The sequence below is a fragment of the Candidatus Methanoperedens nitratireducens genome, from assembly GCF_900196725.1.
Lineage (GTDB): Archaea > Halobacteriota > Methanosarcinia > Methanosarcinales > Methanoperedenaceae > Methanoperedens > Methanoperedens nitroreducens_A.
This window is the reverse complement of record NZ_FZMP01000212.1, coordinates 1-17,160: the sequence shown is the minus strand read 5'-3', so window position 1 is coordinate 17,160 and position 17,160 is coordinate 1. Positions and strand designations below refer to the sequence as shown.

The window sequence follows — 17,160 nt, the reverse complement described above, 5'->3', positions numbered from 1 at the left end:
GGGGTGACTTGTGGCGCAAACGTAATTTCTTTTGAGATCAGTATTTGAAAGTAACTACTGTAAATCTCTTGAAACAAGTTTTATTAAGAGCCCAAGGATACCATGACCCCCATTCACGAATACCCTTGGCAATCTTCCATCTATGTGGAAAGAAGGCGTGGTTGAACCCTACAGATTAAAAATACAGGCTATAAGTTCTGGCACAAAAGCTGCAACTATGATACTGCGCATAGATTATGTGCTATCCAGCGAATCCGCACCTGGCGGAATGCCCCAGGTGGACCCGGAGGCATGGGAGAAATGGGCGGAATGGAAGGAATGGATTAGTCGACCTTTTATTTATGCCTCTCCAATCATAAGACCAATTCCTCGCCGTTTCTCATTATATGTACGGTATCACCAAAAACATATCCTGCGTCTTCTGCCAGTTCCACATAACTTGAATGCATCGTCATATTCCCGTGTGAGGGTATGACCTGTTCCGGACTTATCATTCTAATTAGTTCCCAGTGATCTTCTCTTGATGCATGCCCTGATACATGGACGTTTTCATAAATGCGTGCACCTGCCATTTTCAATTTTGTCTCAAGTGCATACCTGTTCGCAATTGTTGTTGGAGTCGGGATTGTATTTGCCGAGAATATGACCTTATCCCCTGGCTTGATCCTGAACTGTGTCTCTCCATCAGCGATTCTTGTGAGAATTGAATTAGGCTCACCCTGATGACCTGTTACTATGGGTAGATATTCCTTCTTTCCTTCCTGGGATACGCGTTTCAGGAATTTATCGACCGAGTTCCTGTTACCGTATATTTCAAGATTTTCAGGGAATTTTATATAGCCCAGCTTCTGGGCTATTGAAAGATAACGTTCCATTGACCGCCCCAGTAATACAGGAATCCTGTCCATTTCTTGTGCTGCCTGGATAATTGCATTGATACGCGCAACATGGGATGAGAATGTGGTAATTATTACACCCGATTCTGTCTCTTCCGTACCGAGAAGTACGTCACAGACAAGGTCTTTTGCTATTTTTTCTGAGGGTGTTTTCCCGGATAGTCCCGAATTTGTGCTTTCTGTGATCATGGCAACAACGCCATCATTTCCAAGTTTCTTTAGCCTTGTGAAATCCGGGGCTTCACCGATGGTAGGTGTCCTGTCAAGTTTGAAATCGCTGGCATACAATATCGCCCCGGCGGGGGTATGGATTGCCGCAAAGGACGAATCAACGATACTGTGCTGCATCCATGAATTCGATCTGGATGTCCAGCGTCAGGTTATATCGTCCCCCGATCTTCAGGGGGATAACTTCATTATTCACCCTGAATTTCTTTTCATCGGATATTTCATGCTTAACAAGCTCTGCGGTATACGGTGTTGCTATTATAGGCGCCTTATATCTGTGGGCAAGTTTTGGAATGGCTCCGATATGGTCAAGATGACCGTGCGTACAGACTATGGCTTTCACGCTCCCGCCTGCATCCTTCATAATGGTATCATCCGGGATCGCTCCCATTTTTATCAGGTCTATCGAATGCATGTTGTCAATTTCTACATCCTCATGTATCTGGACCCTGTCTAGCTGTAATCCCATATCCAGGACAATGATGTCATTATCTATTCTTACTCCGGTCATGTTCCGGCCCATTTCATTATAGCCGCCGACCGCAATGATTCCTATTTCTGTCATTTAAATCACTTCATTAAAATTATATTCTATACTACATTTTATATCTTTTTCTGGTTTTGCCAGAAAATACTAACCCTGGAATCAAGCCAGCCTTATAGTTTCAAGGTTCATTGGAGCGCGTGTCTCTATCTTGAATTTGCGGTATATCGAACTGGCAAGGTCCATACAGTTCTTTTCGTCACCATGCTGGGTCAGGACATGCTCAGGTCTTGGTCTCATTTTCCGGATATATTCCATAAGCTGCATCCTGTCAGAATGACCTGAGAATCCATCAACTGTATCAATATGCATATTGATTTTTACGGTCTCAGTTCTTCCTCCGGCTGCATGCATGGGAATTTCCTTCCAGCCTTTCTGAATGCGCCTGCCAAGTGTTCCTTCTGCCTGGTAACCTACGAAAACCAGCGTGTTCTTTTCTTCAGGGCCGAATGCCTTTAAGTATTCCATGACTGGACCGCCGTTCATCATACCCGAAGTTGCAAGAACGATACATGGTTCACGGTCATCTATGATTTTCTGGCGTTTTTCTTTTGAATCTACCTGAACGAAGCATTTTGCAAGGAAAGGGTTCATACCCTTATGGAAAATCTGGGTTCTCAGTTCATTGTTCAAATATTCCGGATGCGTTGTATGAATTGCTGTGGCTTCATATATCATCCCGTCAAGATAAACCGGTACATCGCTGATTATCCCTTTTCGAATTGCTTCCTCCAGGACTATCATGACCTCCTGGCTTCTTCCAACTGCGAATGTCGGAATTAGAAGATTTCCACCATTCTCAAGAGTTTCTTTTGCGATCTCCTGTAAATGCCTCTCAGCATCTTTTCTTGAGGGCTGCATATCCCTTGACCCGCCATAAGTAGCTTCCATTACTATTGTTTCCACCCGCGGGAAATCATTGACTGCCGGATCAAATAAACGTGTCTTTTCATATTTGAAATCGCCGGTAAAAGCTATATTATATAGACCATCTCCCACATGGAAATGAGCGACTGAAGAACCAAGAATATGACCAGCATTATGTAATGTCAGTTTCATATCAGGACCGATATCTGTGACATCCCCATAATTCAATGTTATTGTATGTTTTAAAACTTCACGTATCATAGCTGATTCATAGGGAATTTTCTTTCCCTCACGGGCGGCGACATCGAGATAATCCAGCTGAAGTAAAGCCATCATGTCTCTCGTCGGAGGTGTGCAATAAACAGGTCCTTCAAATCCATATTTATACAATAATGGAACAAGCCCGATATGGTCAAGATGTGGATGAGTAAGAACCACAGCATCGATCTGGCTTATCGGATGGACTTCAGGCACATAGAGGTAAGGAGTTCCGTTATCTTCACCACTTACGTTTACGCCGCAGTCTATTAAGATCCTTGTTTCAGGTGTTGACAGCAAAAAACAGCTGCGTCCCACTTCCCTGCATGCTCCGAGGGTGGTCAATCGTACCCATTTATCTTTGGAAGAAAGACCGCGGTGTATCTTCCTGCCTATAGTCTTAAGAAGAGCTTTACGCTCTTCCTTGTTGGTTCGCATGAACTGGCGAATATTGTTCACTGTTGTTGATTTCATAGGAGGTGTACGGACTACTTTAGGCATCCATCCAATCTCTTTTGTAATCTCGCGAAGGGTTTCTCCGTGTCTTCCTATGACAAGACCGGGTTTTTCAGCTTCAATTACGACCTCACCCGTATCCACATCAAAAAAATGACTTGAAATTCCCGATTCTGAAGATACGATCCTGGAAATTACCTCAATTGCTTCCTCAGGCTGCGCAAGGACTTTGGGGTCTGGCCTTACCACAATACGTTTTCTCAGTTCCTTTGCAAGACCCTTGATAAGATCGCCGTCATCAGCGAATTTTCTTGGCTCTTCGGTATAAATAACAAGCTCAGGCCCCTCGAAATCCACATCAGAAATTGTAATTTCTTTTGGAAGCTGTGTCTTTATTTTCTTTTTCAGATCAATTAATACTTCTTCTATTGTCATTATCGTTTTCCTTCTAAAAAACTATAAAAATAAAAAATGAATTTATGTAAGTGTATCACGTATTTTCTTAATTTCGCTATCTTCCATTTGCATATACCCATCTTTTGTGATTACTACAACATTTATGCCATCACCTGATGCCGAATCACGCTTCATGGCATTATGCAGTGCGCGTATGACGAGTTCAACTCCGCCATCCATTGGTATATTGTCCACATATCTGTCTTCAAGTACACCATATGCCACAGGGGAACCCGAACCTGTTGAAACCGCCTTTTTTTCCTCAATAATTCCGCCTACAGCGTCCAGTGAATAGATTCCGGGGCCGTTTTTATCAACCCCTCCCACAAGAAGCTGAACATAATATGGGTAATATCTGTTACCGCTCAAAATATTTGCAAGTAAACTTACGACTCCCTTTACGGTCATGGGTTCTTCCCTTCGCATCTTGTAGAGTTTTGACTCGACCTGTATCCATTTAACGAGTCTTTGCGCATCCCCTACTGACCCTGCCGTGGTCATTGCCATAAGATCGTCTATCTGATAAACTTTTCTTGCATCTTTACTTGCAATAAAGTGTCCCATTGTAGCTCTTTTCTCTGTTGCCAGTACTACTCCTTTATCGCAAACTAACCCGACCGTGGTAGTTCCTTTGTATTCATTATTATCCATTTAAAATGCCTCTTAAACCTGATTACAAAAAATAAGAAAATAAGCACCCTATACTCTGTTTGGGGGTATTTAAAGGTTTTTGCTCTTGTGAGAATTGTGTTAACTTAATTAGATTTAACAACTAACTCGTACGAACTCACAACGAACTCACCGTTGAGTCTTGTAACAAGTTTAAAGGACTCAGCCCGGCTCATCATCGAGTTCGTACGAGTTCGTATCAGTTCGTTGTTTGTAACTAAAGTAATTAATCCCAAAAGTGATAACATATATCATATATTACATCTCTTTCTTAAGTTAACAGCATCTCCTGTGGCGTGGGTAATTATTAATGCTATCAGGTGCATATCAACATTACATCTTGAAGAAAAAATACTGCACTACCATGCAGACCGGTTATTTCCTTTAGTGTTTGTGTTTATTACTCAACATTTATCTATATTAGAAGATATGAAAGGGGACGGAAAAAACCTCCTGTTTTTTGGGGGAACTTAAATCAATGGTCGAATCAGAAGCACATAAAAAATATGAATTCAAAAGGACGCTTGAGGCGCTCCGTGACAAAAAAGGCAGAGGCACTGAACTTATTTCACTTTATATCCCGCACGATAAGCAGATACACGAAGTAGCATCGCAACTGCGGGAAGAGTTCGGGCAGGCATCGAACATCAAATCAAGGGTGACAAGGCAGAACGTGCAGGGTGCAATCGAATCGCTGCTATCAAGGCTTAAGCTGATCCCGAAAGCGCCTGAGAACGGCGTTGTCATCTTCTGCGGCGCAGTGGATATAGGCGCGAACAAAACAGACCTGGAGACATTTATAATCGAGCCGCCTGAACCCATTACATCCTACAAATACCACTGTGATTCCTCTTTCCTTCTCACGCCTCTTGAGGACATGCTGCATGAGAAAAAGACATACGGTCTCATAGTCCTTGACAGGCGCGAGGCAACCGTGGGTTTACTGCGCGGGAAGCATATCGAGGCTATGGCACATCTTACCTCTATGGTTCCAGGCAAGCAGCGAAAAGGAGGCCAGAGTTCCCACAGGTTCCAGCAACTGCGCCTTATCGCAATCAATGAATTCTACACCCGCATCGGGGAAGCTGCAAGCGAGGTCTTTCTCGGGGTTGACCAGAAAGATTTCGAGGGTGTTTTCATAGGCGGACCTTCGCCGACAAAGGAAGAGTTCGAAAGCGGTGAATTCCTGCATCATGAGATGCAGAAGAAGATTCTTGGGCTTTTCGATGTAGCGTACACCGATGAATCGGGATTGTTCGAGCTGTTCGATAAATTGGGTGAAGCTTTGCAGGACGTGGAGGTGGTGCAGGAGAAAAAATACATGGAGCGCTTCCTGAAAGAGCTGGTAAGCGATACAGGTCTTGCATCTTACGGGGAGGAACAGGTGAGAAAGAATCTCCAGATGGGCTCCGTGGATACCCTGCTGCTGTCTGATGAGCTCAGGAAAGCCCGCCTGACCATAAAATGCACGAACTGCGATTATGAGGAAAAGAAAACCATCATGAAAAAACCCCGAGATGAGGAGTACCAACCCGGAAATTGCCCGAAGTGCGGTTCAAGCCTGAAAGTTGTAGAGTCTGTGGATATCGTGGAAGAGCTATCCACGCTGGCTGACCAGATGAGCACGAATATCGTTTTCATCTCAAGTGATTTTGAAGAGGGGAACCAGCTCCTGACCGCATTCGGCGGGATAGGTACGATTTTGAGGTATAAGACAGGGATTTAAGATATTTTCTTATTGATTGAGTATTTCACTGTCAGGTCTATGGTGAGACCGTTAATGGATTCCTCGGCTTCGCGCAGCGCTTCCTTTATGTCCGCATTATCCAGAACCTGCTGGATATGGTCTTTTATTCTGATGTAGCGGACATATTCTTCAACCGTGAGCTGTTTTTCGTTGGTTGTTTCTATAAAAATTGAACTCATCATCCCTTGAAATGGTAAAAGGAAGCAAAATATGTTTGCTGAAATGCAAAGATAAATGAAAGACAAATCAAGCTTATTATATTGCCAGTCCCAGCTTTCTTCTTTTCTCCTTTATATGCTCCAGAAGCAGTTGAGCAGCTTTTACAGGATCAACCTCAACTATGAACTTCCCACCAAAGAGCTCTTCCGATTTCTGCGTGAGCAAAGAGACCACAGCCGGGCTTCCGATAACAGGCGGCGTGACCCCAAGATGCACCGTAAGCCCGAGCGCCACTGCGCCCGTACCTATAGCGGCGGCTTTCTCGGTCATCCATTCTGCTGCTGAGGCTGCTATCGGTAAATCCTTTACAGGAACACCAAGCTTTTCTGACAGGGCCCCTGCAAGAATGACCACACGCCCGTTGTCCACGCAACTGCCGAAGTGCCATACCGGAGGCAGCGGCTTCCCAAGCCCCGCAGTTTCCCCGAGCAGTCCCAGCACGCCCTTTAACCTGTCGCCGGCGTATTGAGAAGCATCAGGTGTAAGCAGCCCTGCCCTTGCGCACGCCTGTGCTGCGCAGCCGGTCGCTATAACGAGCACGTTCTGCTTCATGAGGGCTTTTGCTATCGTCACATGGCTTGCGTCGGCTGTGACCTTGGAACTTGTGCAGCCGGCGAGCAGGACAGCGCCGTAGATATTGCCGGATACTATGTTATCGATGAGCGGCTTCAAAGGGTCTGCGGGGTTGATTTTTGAAAGTACTCCAAGGCATGTCTCTACCGAGAAGCCTGCGATAAGGTTCTTCGGCTCTCCTTTCGGGAGATAGGTATTTTTACCTCTTTTCTGGAAATTCGCAACTGCCGTCTCAAGGATTCTTCTTGCAGCTTCATCTGCATACTCTTCTTGGAATGGGATGTGCAGAGCGCCGGGCAGCCTTGCCTCTTTCATTGTCGTGATTATCTTTGTATGGAACTTTTCCGCAACATTCTCCACGTTCGGGTAAATGCACTGGATATCAGCAACGAACGCCTCGACCAGCCCGGTCGCTATCACCAGTTCCTGCTGGAGGTTGCTGCCTGCCAGGGGAACCCCGTGCCTCATCAGCACCTCGTTCCCGGTGCAGCAGCAGCCCACGATGTTTATCCCGGATGCGCCGGAGGCTTTAGCACTTTTCAGGAGTTCTTCGTCCTCTGACAGCTCAACGAGTTTTTCAGATAACAGCGGGACATGTCCGTGTATGACCACGTTCACTTTATTCGCATCAAGCACTCTGAACCCGATTTTTGACTGCACGGGTGCAGGTATCCCGAACAGCACATCCTGGAATTCAGAGCTTATGATAAGGGATGCTATATCAGCTACGCCAAGCCTTGCAGCATGTAATATTAGCGATACCGGGTCAGCCATCGTGCCCATAGAGGTCTCATGCCCTTCAGCCAGGAGTTCGCTGCCAACAGAACCGGGTATAGCTCCAAGACCAAGAAGGGTTTTGCCCGTACTGGCGGGGCAGTATGAGGTCGCAAATTTCATGGCGCTTTTATCATGCACCAGGTCAGAAATAGCCGTAGATGCAGCTTCGATAGCCGCACTCTCAGTGCCCTGCGCCGCATCAATGTCTAATTTTGCAGCAATAGACCTGAGCTTTTCAGGCTCTTTTATTTTATAGGGTGTCTTGTTCTGTGCCGTTTTAAGAAGCGTCGAAGCAACATGAAGCGCATGGGAAGCATGGGCAGCCGTGCCTCTTCCGACCATCATAAGCAGGTTCCTTGCCACGATTGTATCCACGCTTGCGCCGCAGGTTCCCTTATTTAATTTAGCGGCAGACAACCTGTAAATCATGGGCATATCCTCAAGCCATATCCTGCACGGACCCATTACGCACTGCCGGCAGCAGACGCCCGAAGCACCAAAATAGCATCTGGATTTTTCAATCCCCAGGAAGGATTCGTCGTATTTTGCCTGCCTGTTAAAAACAGTCTCGATACCGAGGCTTTCCGCGTGTTTGATCATCTCTTCAGTTGCATCATCAAATGCTCTTCTGGCACTTCTCATCTGTTTTTCAATCGATAACGATTTAACCGCCATTTTTACCACTCGCTTTTTTGTAACAGTGATTTATTACTAATAATCGTCATAAAGTTTTCCGTTCGTGGCTGCACAGAAATCTTTTTAAAAGAAATACATTATTACAGGCAGCAAAATTACTCCCATAGCGTGTGTTTTTCTTATTTTTGCAAATGATGCGACCATCCCAACAGGCGTCGATATCAGGAAAATCACAAGCCCGAACCATCCTGTAAACATTATGACCATTAACGTAAGACCAGCAAGAACTGCCGCGCATAGTTTTGAGTAATTGATCCTTGAAAGAAACCCTGCTATCCTGTCTCCCAGATAGATTGTGGTATAATAAGATATTATTGAGATGTATATGATTACAACTAATAAGATTATGATAGTTGAAAGCTCCCACTCGCTTACATTGATCAGCCCATCAATTGCAACCATTGCGCCGCTTCTTGCCCGCTGGATAATGAAGAGCGCTATCAGGCTGAAAATCGCATTCGCCGTGTTGGCGCCGCTCAATGATATCATGAACTCCTTGGAAGAATCCTCATCCTTCTCCTCGCGCACCAGCAGCCTTGCGATTATCGTACCTACGGCAGAGGATACGCCGGGAAGCCATGCAACAAATGAGCCCGCAGCACTGCCTGTCAGCATGCCTCTTACAATTCTTTTCCTGGGCAGTACGAATCGGCATGCCTTTTGCTGCGGCGGTATTTCCGATTTCGTCATCAGGCTGAGTACGAGCATGGAAGCGCCGAACAATCCTGAAAGGAGAGGGAGAAGGATAGAGGGCTCTCCGAACGTAACCAGGGGTGACATCTTACCGGTATTATCGAATGCGAACATCCCGAGCAGCCCGGAAATAATGAAAAGCATAACTGCATAGCCCTTGAATTTGAAGTGAACCAGCGAACCCTGACCTTCTACAACCTCCCCGTTCTCAGTTGCTATCATTACAATGACAATTAAAATGAGTATCCAGCCTATGTATGCTTCTATCGTGCCGTAGATGTTCATGAAGAAAAACCCGAGAGGAACAGCCATGAGCAAAGCCACTACAACCGCGCCTGCACTCCCGATTGCAGACAAACGCACGGCTTCAGCACCCCGCCCTTCCATGAGCAGCGCATGTCCGGGCAGCACGGCAAGAGCGGTATCAGCCTCTGGCGCGCCCAGGAAGATGGAGGGAATGATGTCTATAAACGTTTGCGTAACTGAATTTGCAAGGATTATCACGGCGATATAGAAAGGCGCAAAACCCAGTTCGAGGAAAAGAGGAGATAGTGCGACTAGGATCAGGGCAAAGTTATTGACGTGGATGCCTGGAGTGAGACCTGAGATAATGCCGAGAAGGAAGCCTAGGAACAGGGAAATTATGAGAAGCATCAGGGAGAGTTCCATGAGAGAGTCTCAGAAGCTCTTACTGCTCAAAAACTTTATGATTATTAGTAAGTTAAAAACATTAAACCGTAATCATTAAATCACCAGTTTCTCCTGGGTTTTGCCGTATAAGTACCAGGAAAGATAGAAAACTGTTATTAAAGCAACCGGCCCTCCTATTAGCCACAGCGGACCGAGGAATGTAAAAAAATTATATAATAAATGTAACAGTACAGCGACCATATAAAACGGCACAGTTCTTTTTATTGCAATACCATATGCCGTAATCGATGTGCTTGCTGCATGGAAGAAAATCCCAAGAAATCTGACAGATACCGGTGCTCCTGCCCCGAACACGTAAATCATGAATTCAGTTATCCCGAATCCCATGCCAACCAGGAAGCCAAGAGTAAAAATCGATTTTTCTGTTTCTCCATGCCGGTAAAAAAGAGGATAAACTTTCGCGAACTCTTCAATGAACGGCGCAAAAATAGCAGTTGCACATATCTCTGCATAAAATACCGGCAGCAGGAAGCAAAGACGGCTTGAGAACGCATTTACAAAAACTGTAAAAGGAATGCTGACTATTAATCCGGCGGATAAGAAGAATAGTTTCTCTTTCGAACCCGGTCTATGAAGAGGTATTATTGCACTTTCACCTATAGCCACACTGATTACACCTTCCGCCCGACAAAAAGCGACACTCTACTCCCTATGTTAAATATGGCTTTGAGGGATTTAAAGATAGCCCTTTGCCAGAACACAAATATTATCATCTTTAGAACCCCTAATAACACAAAATCAGGTGGAACCATGACGAAAATCACAATCATCGGTGCTGGCGCGGTCGGCGCTACAGCCGCGCAGAGGATAGCTGAGAAAGAACTCGGGGACGTTGTTTTGACAGATATTGTAGAGGGACTGCCCCAGGGAAAAGCCCTTGACCTTCTGGAAGCCGGACCTCTTTTCGGATATGATTCAAAAATTACCGGCACGAACGATTATAAGGATATCGAAGGCTCGGATGTAGTTGTTATCACGGCGGGAATAGCAAGAAAACCCGGCATGACACGCGAAGACCTGTTAAAAATAAATACCAATATCATCAGGGAGGTTTCGCAGAATATCGCAAAATACGCGCCTGATTCGATAATTATCACGGTCACAAACCCGCTTGACTTAATGACGTACGTCGCCATGAAAACCACCGGTTTTGAGCCGGGGCGCGTGTTCGGCATGAGCGGCGTCCTGGATTCGGGCAGGTTCGCCTCTTTTATCGCGATGGAACTTAACTGCTCGGTGCGGGACATAAGTGCAATGGTACTGGGCGGGCACGGCGATACGATGGTCCCGTTACCGCGGTTCACGACCATCTCTGGCGTGCCGGTTACGGAACTGATGCCGGAAGACACCATCCGGCGCCTTGTGGATAGGACTGTCAATGGCGGGGCTGAGATCGTCAGTCTCCTGAAAACGGGAAGTGCCTTTTATGCGCCTTCAGCTGCTGTGACGAATATGGTAGAGACGGTAGTAAAGGATACGAAGCGCATCCTCCCGGTATGTGCCTACCTTAACGGTGAGTACGGCAAAAAGGATATCTACCTTGGCGTTCCTGTTAAACTCGGCAGGTGCGGGGTGGAAGAGATAATTGAGTTGAAACTGACCGCTGAGGAGAAAAAAGCGCTTGATAGCTCGGCTGAGGCTGTTATGGCAGGGATCGCTTCGGTAAATGCATTAAGATGATTTTTTTGAAACGATTGGAATCCGAACCGATCTTTTATTTTTTTTGCATTTCAAATTGAAGTCGTTTTATACTATTTATTAATATTAAATCTATACCATTTTTTCAGCCCCACAGCAGTTCCATATGTCACAGGCTTCCAGTTCCTTTAAAATCTTTTAACATAAACAACCAAATAATTATAATTGTACATATGGTTTAAGTCTATCTACATCAAACTCTGAACCGCAACCATCACGATAAATCGAAAGTGCTAAGTAGAAGTTGTTAAATAAATGTAGTCGTGGGAAAGCAAGACCCAATCGATAATCAGATACTTGAGCTTGTAAAGCAGAACCCAGACATTACCGAAAGTGAGATAGCTTTAAAGCTCGGTTTAGGGAAGAATGACGTACGGAGAAGGATAGAGCATCTGTCAGATACCCGGACCAAAATACTGGTAGTTGATGATGAGAAAGATATAGTTGACTCGTTAGGAATTTCCCTTGAATCCGAGGGTTACAATGTTGTTAAAGCCAGTACCGGTCATGATGCGGTCGAGAAAGCACATCTGGAAATCCCTGATCTGATCCTGCTGGACATAATGCTCCCTGATATGAATGGCTATGAGATATGCAACAGGCTGAGAAAAGATCCGCTGACAAAACTCATTCCGATAATTATGCTGACAGGGAGAGGGGGACTAAATGACAAGATCGAAGGACTGGATATAGGGGCGGATGATTATATTACAAAGCCTTTTAACATCCGTGAACTGAAAGCCAGGGTCCGTACTGTGCTGCGGCGGTCGATGGTTTAAAACCTCAACATCTCCCCAGCGCCGCCTTCACGAACGCCAGGAACGGAGGCGACGGCTTTCCCGGTCTTGACTTGAATTCGGGATGGAACTGCGAGCTGAAGAAGAACTTATGTCCCGGTATCTCAGCGATTTCCATCCTGTGGTCGTTCTTACCTGTGAACTTCATGCCCTTTGCCTCAAGCTGGGGAATATACTTCGGGTTCACCTCATACCTGTGCCTGTGGCGCTCGGTAAGACATGTGGTGCCGTATATTTTATGTGCAAGCGAACCGTCTGTTAATATTGCATCGCAATTCCCAAGACGCATGGTGCCGCCCATGTTTTTGACGCTCTCCTGCTCAGGCAAAAGATCAATAACAGGATGCTCGGTCTTAACAAGCTCCGCGCTGTTAGCATCCTTCAGTCCCAGGACATCCCGCGCGAACTCGATCACTGCAAGCTGCATGCCAAGGCACAGCCCAAGATAAGGAATGTTATGCTCGCGTGCGTATTTTATCGCAAGAATCTTGCCCTCGGTTCCGCGCACGCCGAACCCTCCGGGAACAAGTATACCGTTGTATTTCCCGAGCGTATCGATCGACTCGGGGTTCTTCTCGAACTCCTCCGCATCGATCCAGTCGATCCTGACGCGGCATCCGCATTCTATCCCACCGTGTTTTAGTGCCTCGTTTATGCTGATGTAAGAATCACCAAGATGCGCGTATTTTCCGACAACGGCGACGCGTATTTCCTTATCGATGGAAGCCATCTTTTTCATAAGCTCGTCCCATTCGCGGGATGCTTCCTTCGATGTGAGCTTGAGTTTTTCCATTAAATAATCAGACATGCCTTCCTGTTCCATCAGGGTCGGGACATAATATATATCGCGTGCATCATGCGCGCTTACCACGGCGTTCACAGGCACGTCGCAGAAAAGAGCTATCTTAGATTTAGTATCCGCAGACACTGGTTCCTTGCACCGCGCAACTATCGCATCGGGCTGGAGACCAAGGCTTCGGAGTTCTTTCACCGAGTGCTGCGTTGGCTTTGTCTTCTGCTCACCCTGCGTATCAAGCGGCACCAGGGTCACGTGTATGAAAGCTATGTTCTCCTCTTTTTCTTCACTGTGCATCTGGCGCATGGACTCAAGGAACGGCATACTTTCTATGTCGCCCACTGTACCGCCAACTTCTATGATACAGATATCGGCGCCGCTTTTTTAGCCACTCTCCTGATGCGCTCTTTTATCTCGTTGGTTACGTGGGGGATGATCTGCACGGTCTTCCCGAGATAGTCCCCGCGCCGCTCTTTGTCTATGACTGTCAGGTACACCTGTCCCGTGGTGATGTTATGTTCGCGCGTGAGTTCAATATCAAGGAAGCGCTCGTAATTGCCGAGGTCAAGGTCCACCTCAGCCCCGTCTTTCAGTACGAAAACCTCACCGTGCTGGTACGGGCTCATGGTCCCGGCGTCGATATTGATGTACGGGTCGATTTTGATAGCAGTTACATTGAAACCTTTGTTTTTTAAAATCCGTCCAATCGAAGCTGCTGTTATACCCTTTCCAAGACCGCTCATCACACCGCCGGTGACTATGATATACTTCATGTCCCCTTTCTTAGTCAAACATCGGGCATATATTTAATGGATGCAGGTAAATACTATCTATAAATAAGACGTATCTTTACATCAATATGTTCAGGCATGACATTATCATAGTGGGTGGAGGTCTTGCTGGTTTGCGTGCGGCCCTTGCCGCAAAATCTGCAGATGTAGCCGTTATATCAAAAGTCCATCCCCTGCGCTCGCACTCTGTCTCAGCGCAGGGCGGGATAAACGCAGCTCTGGCAAAGAATGACAGGTGGGAGGACCACGCATTTGATACCATAAAAGGCAGCGACTATCTTGCAGATCAGGATGCTGTTGAGGTACTCTGCAGGGAAGCGCCGGAAAGAGTTATCGAAATGGAACACTGGGGAACGCTTTTTTCAAGAGTTGATGGTAGAATAGCCCAGCGCCCGTTCGGGGGCGCCGGATACCCGCGTACAGCATATGCCGAGGACAGGACGGGGCATCACTTACTTCATACGATGTATGAGCAGGCGCTTAAAAACGGCATCAAGGTTTATAGCGAATGGCTTGTAACACGGCTTGTAGTCGATAACGGAAGATGCGCTGGTGTAGTAGGATATAACATAGCGAGCGGCGAGATCGCAGGATTCCAGGCAAAGGCAGTAATATTTGCCACAGGAGGATACGGAAGGATATACAAACGTTCTACTAATTCCGTTATAAATACAGGATTCGGATGCGCCGTAGCCTACCGTGGAGGTGTGGCGCTTGAGGACATGGAATTCGTGCAGTTCCATCCCACTACGCTTTACGGCACCAATATCCTGATAACTGAAGGCGCGCGCGGAGAGGGCGGTTTTCTTATGAACAGGAACAGGGAGCGGTTCATGCAGCGCTATTCTCCCCACATGCTTGAGCTTGCGCCTCGGGACATAGTGGCACGCGCTATCCAGACCGAGATAAACGAGGGCAGGGGCTTTGAGGGCGGGTTCGTGAACCTCGAACTTATGCACATCGGTGAGAGGAATATCAAGGAGCGCCTGCCCGGAATAAGACAGATAGCGATAGATTTTGCGAACATTGACCCGATCGAAAAACCCATACCTGTCCAGCCCGGGCAGCATTATTCCATGGGCGGCATAGCTTCAGACAAGACCTGCGGGACTGCTGTTCAGGGTTTCTATGCGTGCGGCGAATGCTCCTGTGTCAGCGTCCACGGGGCGAACAGGCTCGGCGGGAACTCGCTACTTGAAACAGTGTTATTCGGGAAGATAGCAGGGGAAAATGCAAAGGATTATGCAAAAACGAAAGACTTTGAAGCTCCTGCTGCGATTGAAAATGCCGTGAAAGGGGAATCGGATATGATCTCGGAGCTGTTGAACAGAAAAGAGGGAGAAGCATTCTACACTATTCGCGACGAGCTTCGGGCTGTAATGGATGAGAATGTCGGGATTTTCAGGGACGAGCAAAATTTAAAAGCTGCATCTGAGAAGCTCAGCGAACTTAAAAGCCGTTTCAGGAGCGTGTACGTCAGAAATAAAGGCACGGTTTTTAACCAGGAACTGGTGAACGCATTAGAGCTTGAAGGTATGCTGGACATCGGACAGGTCATCTGCCTGGGTGCGCTGGCGCGCAGGGAGAGCCGCGGCTCCCATTATCGCACCGATTATCCTGCGAGAGACGATAAGAACTGGCTCAGGCACACGCTTGCCATGTTTACGCCTGATGGTCCGCAGATTGAATACAAGCCTGTGAATATCACCATGTACCAGCCAAAGGCGAGGGAATATTGAGCGCACCCTTCTATTTATTCTCTTACTTGTAACTTTTCAGTATCTCAATCCCTTTTGCCGGAAGCCCAAGAATGCCCCGGCGGAGACTGTCTCTGTCATTCGATATATCTTTACCTATCAGGGCACACATATGCTCTTTATAAACCTCCTGAGGGGATTTTTTAAAATCCGCATGAAAATACGTATTTATAATTAAATCGTCCATATCTAATTTCTCATCAAAGGTGGGTTCCTTCTCGAACAGCGCCGGCACTGTAATGAACTTCTTTCCGTCATTAAGCTCGGACAGGAAAACGTAAACAGTCCTCCCGATATATGATTTTGCTGCGACAGCTTCTATTTTCCCTTTCAAGCCTTTTCCTTTTACGCCGCTGACCAATAATCCGCAGTAGCCTGCTCCTGCCTTATTCATGAAGTACCTGACATTGAAAGATAATTCCACATGCATAAGTGGCACTTTAATTTCAGAACGCTGCCCGTCTGCTGCGAGTTCTTCAAAACCATCCAATATATCCATATATTCTCTGAGCCTGAACAAATTATTAGTTTCGGCTCTGAACACTTAAATTATACTCATGCTATACTCTCATGCCAGTCAAATATGTCGTTGTCGGTAAGAACTCCAACCACACGATATCCATACAATTATATCCCTCAAAATCCTATCAGGGGGCTATGATTAAGCTTGAGGCGCTCTATTCCGGTAAAGCCAAGACCGTGTTTAAGACCGATGATCCGAAAAAGCTGATAATGGAGTTCAGGAACAGCCTGACAGCTTTTGACGGCAAGAAAAAAAGTGAAGCACCGAAGAAAGGTTATTACAACGCCCAGATATCCGCAAAGCTCTTCAAGCTGCTTGAGGGCAAGGGCATCAGGACGCATTTTGACAGCATGTTATCAGATACCGAGATGGTCGTAGATGCTGTGGAAATCATAAAGATCGAGGTCATCGTCAGGAATATCGCTGCTGGCTCTCTCACGAAGAAGTACCCGTTTACGACAGGGCAAAAACTAGATCCTCCGATATTGCTTTTCGATTACAAGAGCGATGAACACGGCGACCCTATGATTAATGACGATATCGCGCTGGCTCTCGGGCTTGCCACGAAAGAAGAGCTCTTGAAGATAAGAAAGATAGCGCTCAAGATAAACTCGATACTTGTCGGGTATCTTGACGAGAAGAATCTGTTGCTTCCTGATTTCAAGCTTGAGTTCGGAAGGCGCAACGGCGAGATAGTGCTGGCGGATGAGATCTCATGCGATACCTGCCGCTTCTGGGATAAGACAACGGGAGAGTCGCTCGATAAGGACGTGTTCAGGTTCGATAAGGGAGACCTAGTGGCGGCTTACAGGGAAGTGGCTGGAAGGATAGTGCCTGAGATATTTTGATGTTTCTGCTAGGTACTCAAACCATGTAGACTATACGAATATCTTTTTTCTGAATAATCTTATGTATAATCACAGCTTCAGTAAGCTTCTGTTTTTACTTTAACAGAAGAAAAGGCGAGAAATTCCTAAATTCCCGTTAAATTAGGCACTATATAAATTA

12 protein-coding genes and 2 pseudogenes are annotated in these 17,160 nt (G+C 46.3%); 5 read left to right on the top strand and 9 right to left on the bottom strand.

Annotated elements, in window-relative coordinates; all coding sequences use genetic code 11:
• Positions 1-353 precede the first annotated feature (353 nt).
• The 3 genes and pseudogenes from MNV_RS15420 to psmB all read right to left on the bottom strand — a co-directional run bounded on the left by MNV_RS15420 (position 354) and on the right by psmB (position 4,356).
• A pseudogene (locus MNV_RS15420) lies at positions 354-1,689 on the bottom strand (RNase J family beta-CASP ribonuclease).
• An 81-nt stretch (positions 1,690-1,770) separates the two neighbouring features.
• The gene (locus tag MNV_RS15415; RefSeq protein ID WP_096206835.1) at positions 1,771-3,684 is read right to left on the bottom strand and encodes a beta-CASP ribonuclease aCPSF1; all 1,914 of its coding nucleotides are present in this window, start codon (positions 3,682-3,684) and stop codon (positions 1,771-1,773) included.
• A gap of 42 nt (positions 3,685-3,726) precedes the next feature.
• On the bottom strand, positions 3,727-4,356 hold the full coding sequence (gene psmB / locus MNV_RS15410) for an archaeal proteasome endopeptidase complex subunit beta (protein WP_096206834.1): 630 nt from the start codon (positions 4,354-4,356) through the stop codon (positions 3,727-3,729).
• Between the two features lie 496 nt (positions 4,357-4,852).
• Here psmB and prf1 point away from each other — a divergent pair, with 496 nt between their 5' ends.
• Positions 4,853-6,100, top strand: a complete 1,248-nt coding sequence (prf1, locus tag MNV_RS15405) for a peptide chain release factor aRF-1 (protein WP_096206833.1) — start codon at positions 4,853-4,855, stop codon at positions 6,098-6,100.
• Here the strand turns inward: prf1 and MNV_RS15400 are convergent.
• From MNV_RS15400 to MNV_RS15385, 4 genes are all read right to left on the bottom strand, one after another.
• Positions 6,097-6,303 carry a hypothetical protein gene (locus tag MNV_RS15400; RefSeq protein WP_096206832.1) on the bottom strand — a complete coding sequence of 69 codons (207 nt, stop codon included), beginning with the start codon at positions 6,301-6,303 and terminating at the stop codon, positions 6,097-6,099. The two genes, prf1 and MNV_RS15400, sit on opposite strands and share 4 nt — an antisense overlap.
• A gap of 73 nt (positions 6,304-6,376) precedes the next feature.
• The gene (cooS, locus tag MNV_RS15395) at positions 6,377-8,365 is read right to left on the bottom strand and encodes an anaerobic carbon-monoxide dehydrogenase catalytic subunit (RefSeq protein WP_218838048.1); all 1,989 of its coding nucleotides are present in this window, start codon (positions 8,363-8,365) and stop codon (positions 6,377-6,379) included.
• Between the two features lie 84 nt (positions 8,366-8,449).
• Complete coding sequence (locus MNV_RS15390) at positions 8,450-9,748, bottom strand: tripartite tricarboxylate transporter permease (RefSeq protein WP_096206831.1); 1,299 nt, start codon at positions 9,746-9,748, stop codon at positions 8,450-8,452.
• 75 nt (positions 9,749-9,823) lie between these two features.
• Positions 9,824-10,396 carry a PrsW family glutamic-type intramembrane protease gene (locus MNV_RS15385; RefSeq protein WP_179294020.1) on the bottom strand — a complete coding sequence of 191 codons (573 nt, stop codon included), beginning with the start codon at positions 10,394-10,396 and terminating at the stop codon, positions 9,824-9,826.
• 144 nt (positions 10,397-10,540) lie between these two features.
• Between MNV_RS15385 and mdh the strand changes: the two genes are divergently transcribed.
• Together mdh and MNV_RS15375 are read left to right on the top strand one after the other, a co-directional pair.
• The gene (gene mdh, locus MNV_RS15380; RefSeq protein ID WP_096206829.1) at positions 10,541-11,470 is read left to right on the top strand and encodes a malate dehydrogenase; all 930 of its coding nucleotides are present in this window, start codon (positions 10,541-10,543) and stop codon (positions 11,468-11,470) included.
• A 281-nt stretch (positions 11,471-11,751) separates the two neighbouring features.
• Entirely contained in the window at positions 11,752-12,267 is a 516-nt protein-coding gene (locus tag MNV_RS15375) for a response regulator (protein WP_096206828.1), read from the top strand.
• A 4-nt stretch (positions 12,268-12,271) separates the two neighbouring features.
• Here MNV_RS15375 and pyrG read toward each other — a convergent pair.
• Positions 12,272-13,854 (bottom strand): annotated as a pseudogene (gene pyrG, locus MNV_RS15370) (glutamine hydrolyzing CTP synthase).
• Between the two features lie 86 nt (positions 13,855-13,940).
• On the opposite strand from pyrG, the gene MNV_RS15365 reads away from it, so the two are divergent.
• A complete protein-coding gene (locus MNV_RS15365; protein WP_096206827.1) occupies positions 13,941-15,611 on the top strand; it encodes an FAD-dependent oxidoreductase in 1,671 nt (556 codons plus the stop codon).
• A 22-nt stretch (positions 15,612-15,633) separates the two neighbouring features.
• On the opposite strand, the gene MNV_RS15360 is transcribed toward MNV_RS15365, so the two are convergent.
• Positions 15,634-16,128 carry a hypothetical protein gene (locus MNV_RS15360; RefSeq protein ID WP_096206826.1) on the bottom strand — a complete coding sequence of 165 codons (495 nt, stop codon included), beginning with the start codon at positions 16,126-16,128 and terminating at the stop codon, positions 15,634-15,636.
• 161 nt (positions 16,129-16,289) lie between these two features.
• On the opposite strand from MNV_RS15360, the gene purC reads away from it, so the two are divergent.
• Positions 16,290-17,000, top strand: coding sequence for a phosphoribosylaminoimidazolesuccinocarboxamide synthase (gene purC / locus MNV_RS15355; RefSeq protein ID WP_096206836.1), 711 nt, complete (start codon positions 16,290-16,292; stop codon positions 16,998-17,000).
• The last annotated feature ends 160 nt before the right edge of the window (positions 17,001-17,160 follow it).

Excerpts from the sequence above, each read along its gene's own strand:
- MNV_RS15415 (WP_096206835.1), bottom strand. The coding sequence starts at position 3,684 with ATGACAATAGAAGAAGTATTAATTGATCTGAAAAAGAAAATAAAGACA.
- psmB (WP_096206834.1), bottom strand. The coding sequence starts at position 4,356 with ATGGATAATAATGAATACAAAGGAACTACCACGGTCGGGTTAGTTTGC.
- prf1 (WP_096206833.1), top strand. The coding sequence starts at position 4,853 with ATGGTCGAATCAGAAGCACATAAAAAATATGAATTCAAAAGGACGCTT.
- MNV_RS15400 (WP_096206832.1), bottom strand. The coding sequence starts at position 6,303 with ATGATGAGTTCAATTTTTATAGAAACAACCAACGAAAAACAGCTCACG.
- cooS (WP_218838048.1), bottom strand. The coding sequence starts at position 8,365 with ATGGCGGTTAAATCGTTATCGATTGAAAAACAGATGAGAAGTGCCAGA.
- MNV_RS15390 (WP_096206831.1), bottom strand. The coding sequence starts at position 9,748 with ATGGAACTCTCCCTGATGCTTCTCATAATTTCCCTGTTCCTAGGCTTC.
- mdh (WP_096206829.1), top strand. The coding sequence starts at position 10,541 with ATGACGAAAATCACAATCATCGGTGCTGGCGCGGTCGGCGCTACAGCC.
- MNV_RS15365 (WP_096206827.1), top strand. The coding sequence starts at position 13,941 with ATGTTCAGGCATGACATTATCATAGTGGGTGGAGGTCTTGCTGGTTTG.
- MNV_RS15360 (WP_096206826.1), bottom strand. The coding sequence starts at position 16,128 with ATGGATATATTGGATGGTTTTGAAGAACTCGCAGCAGACGGGCAGCGT.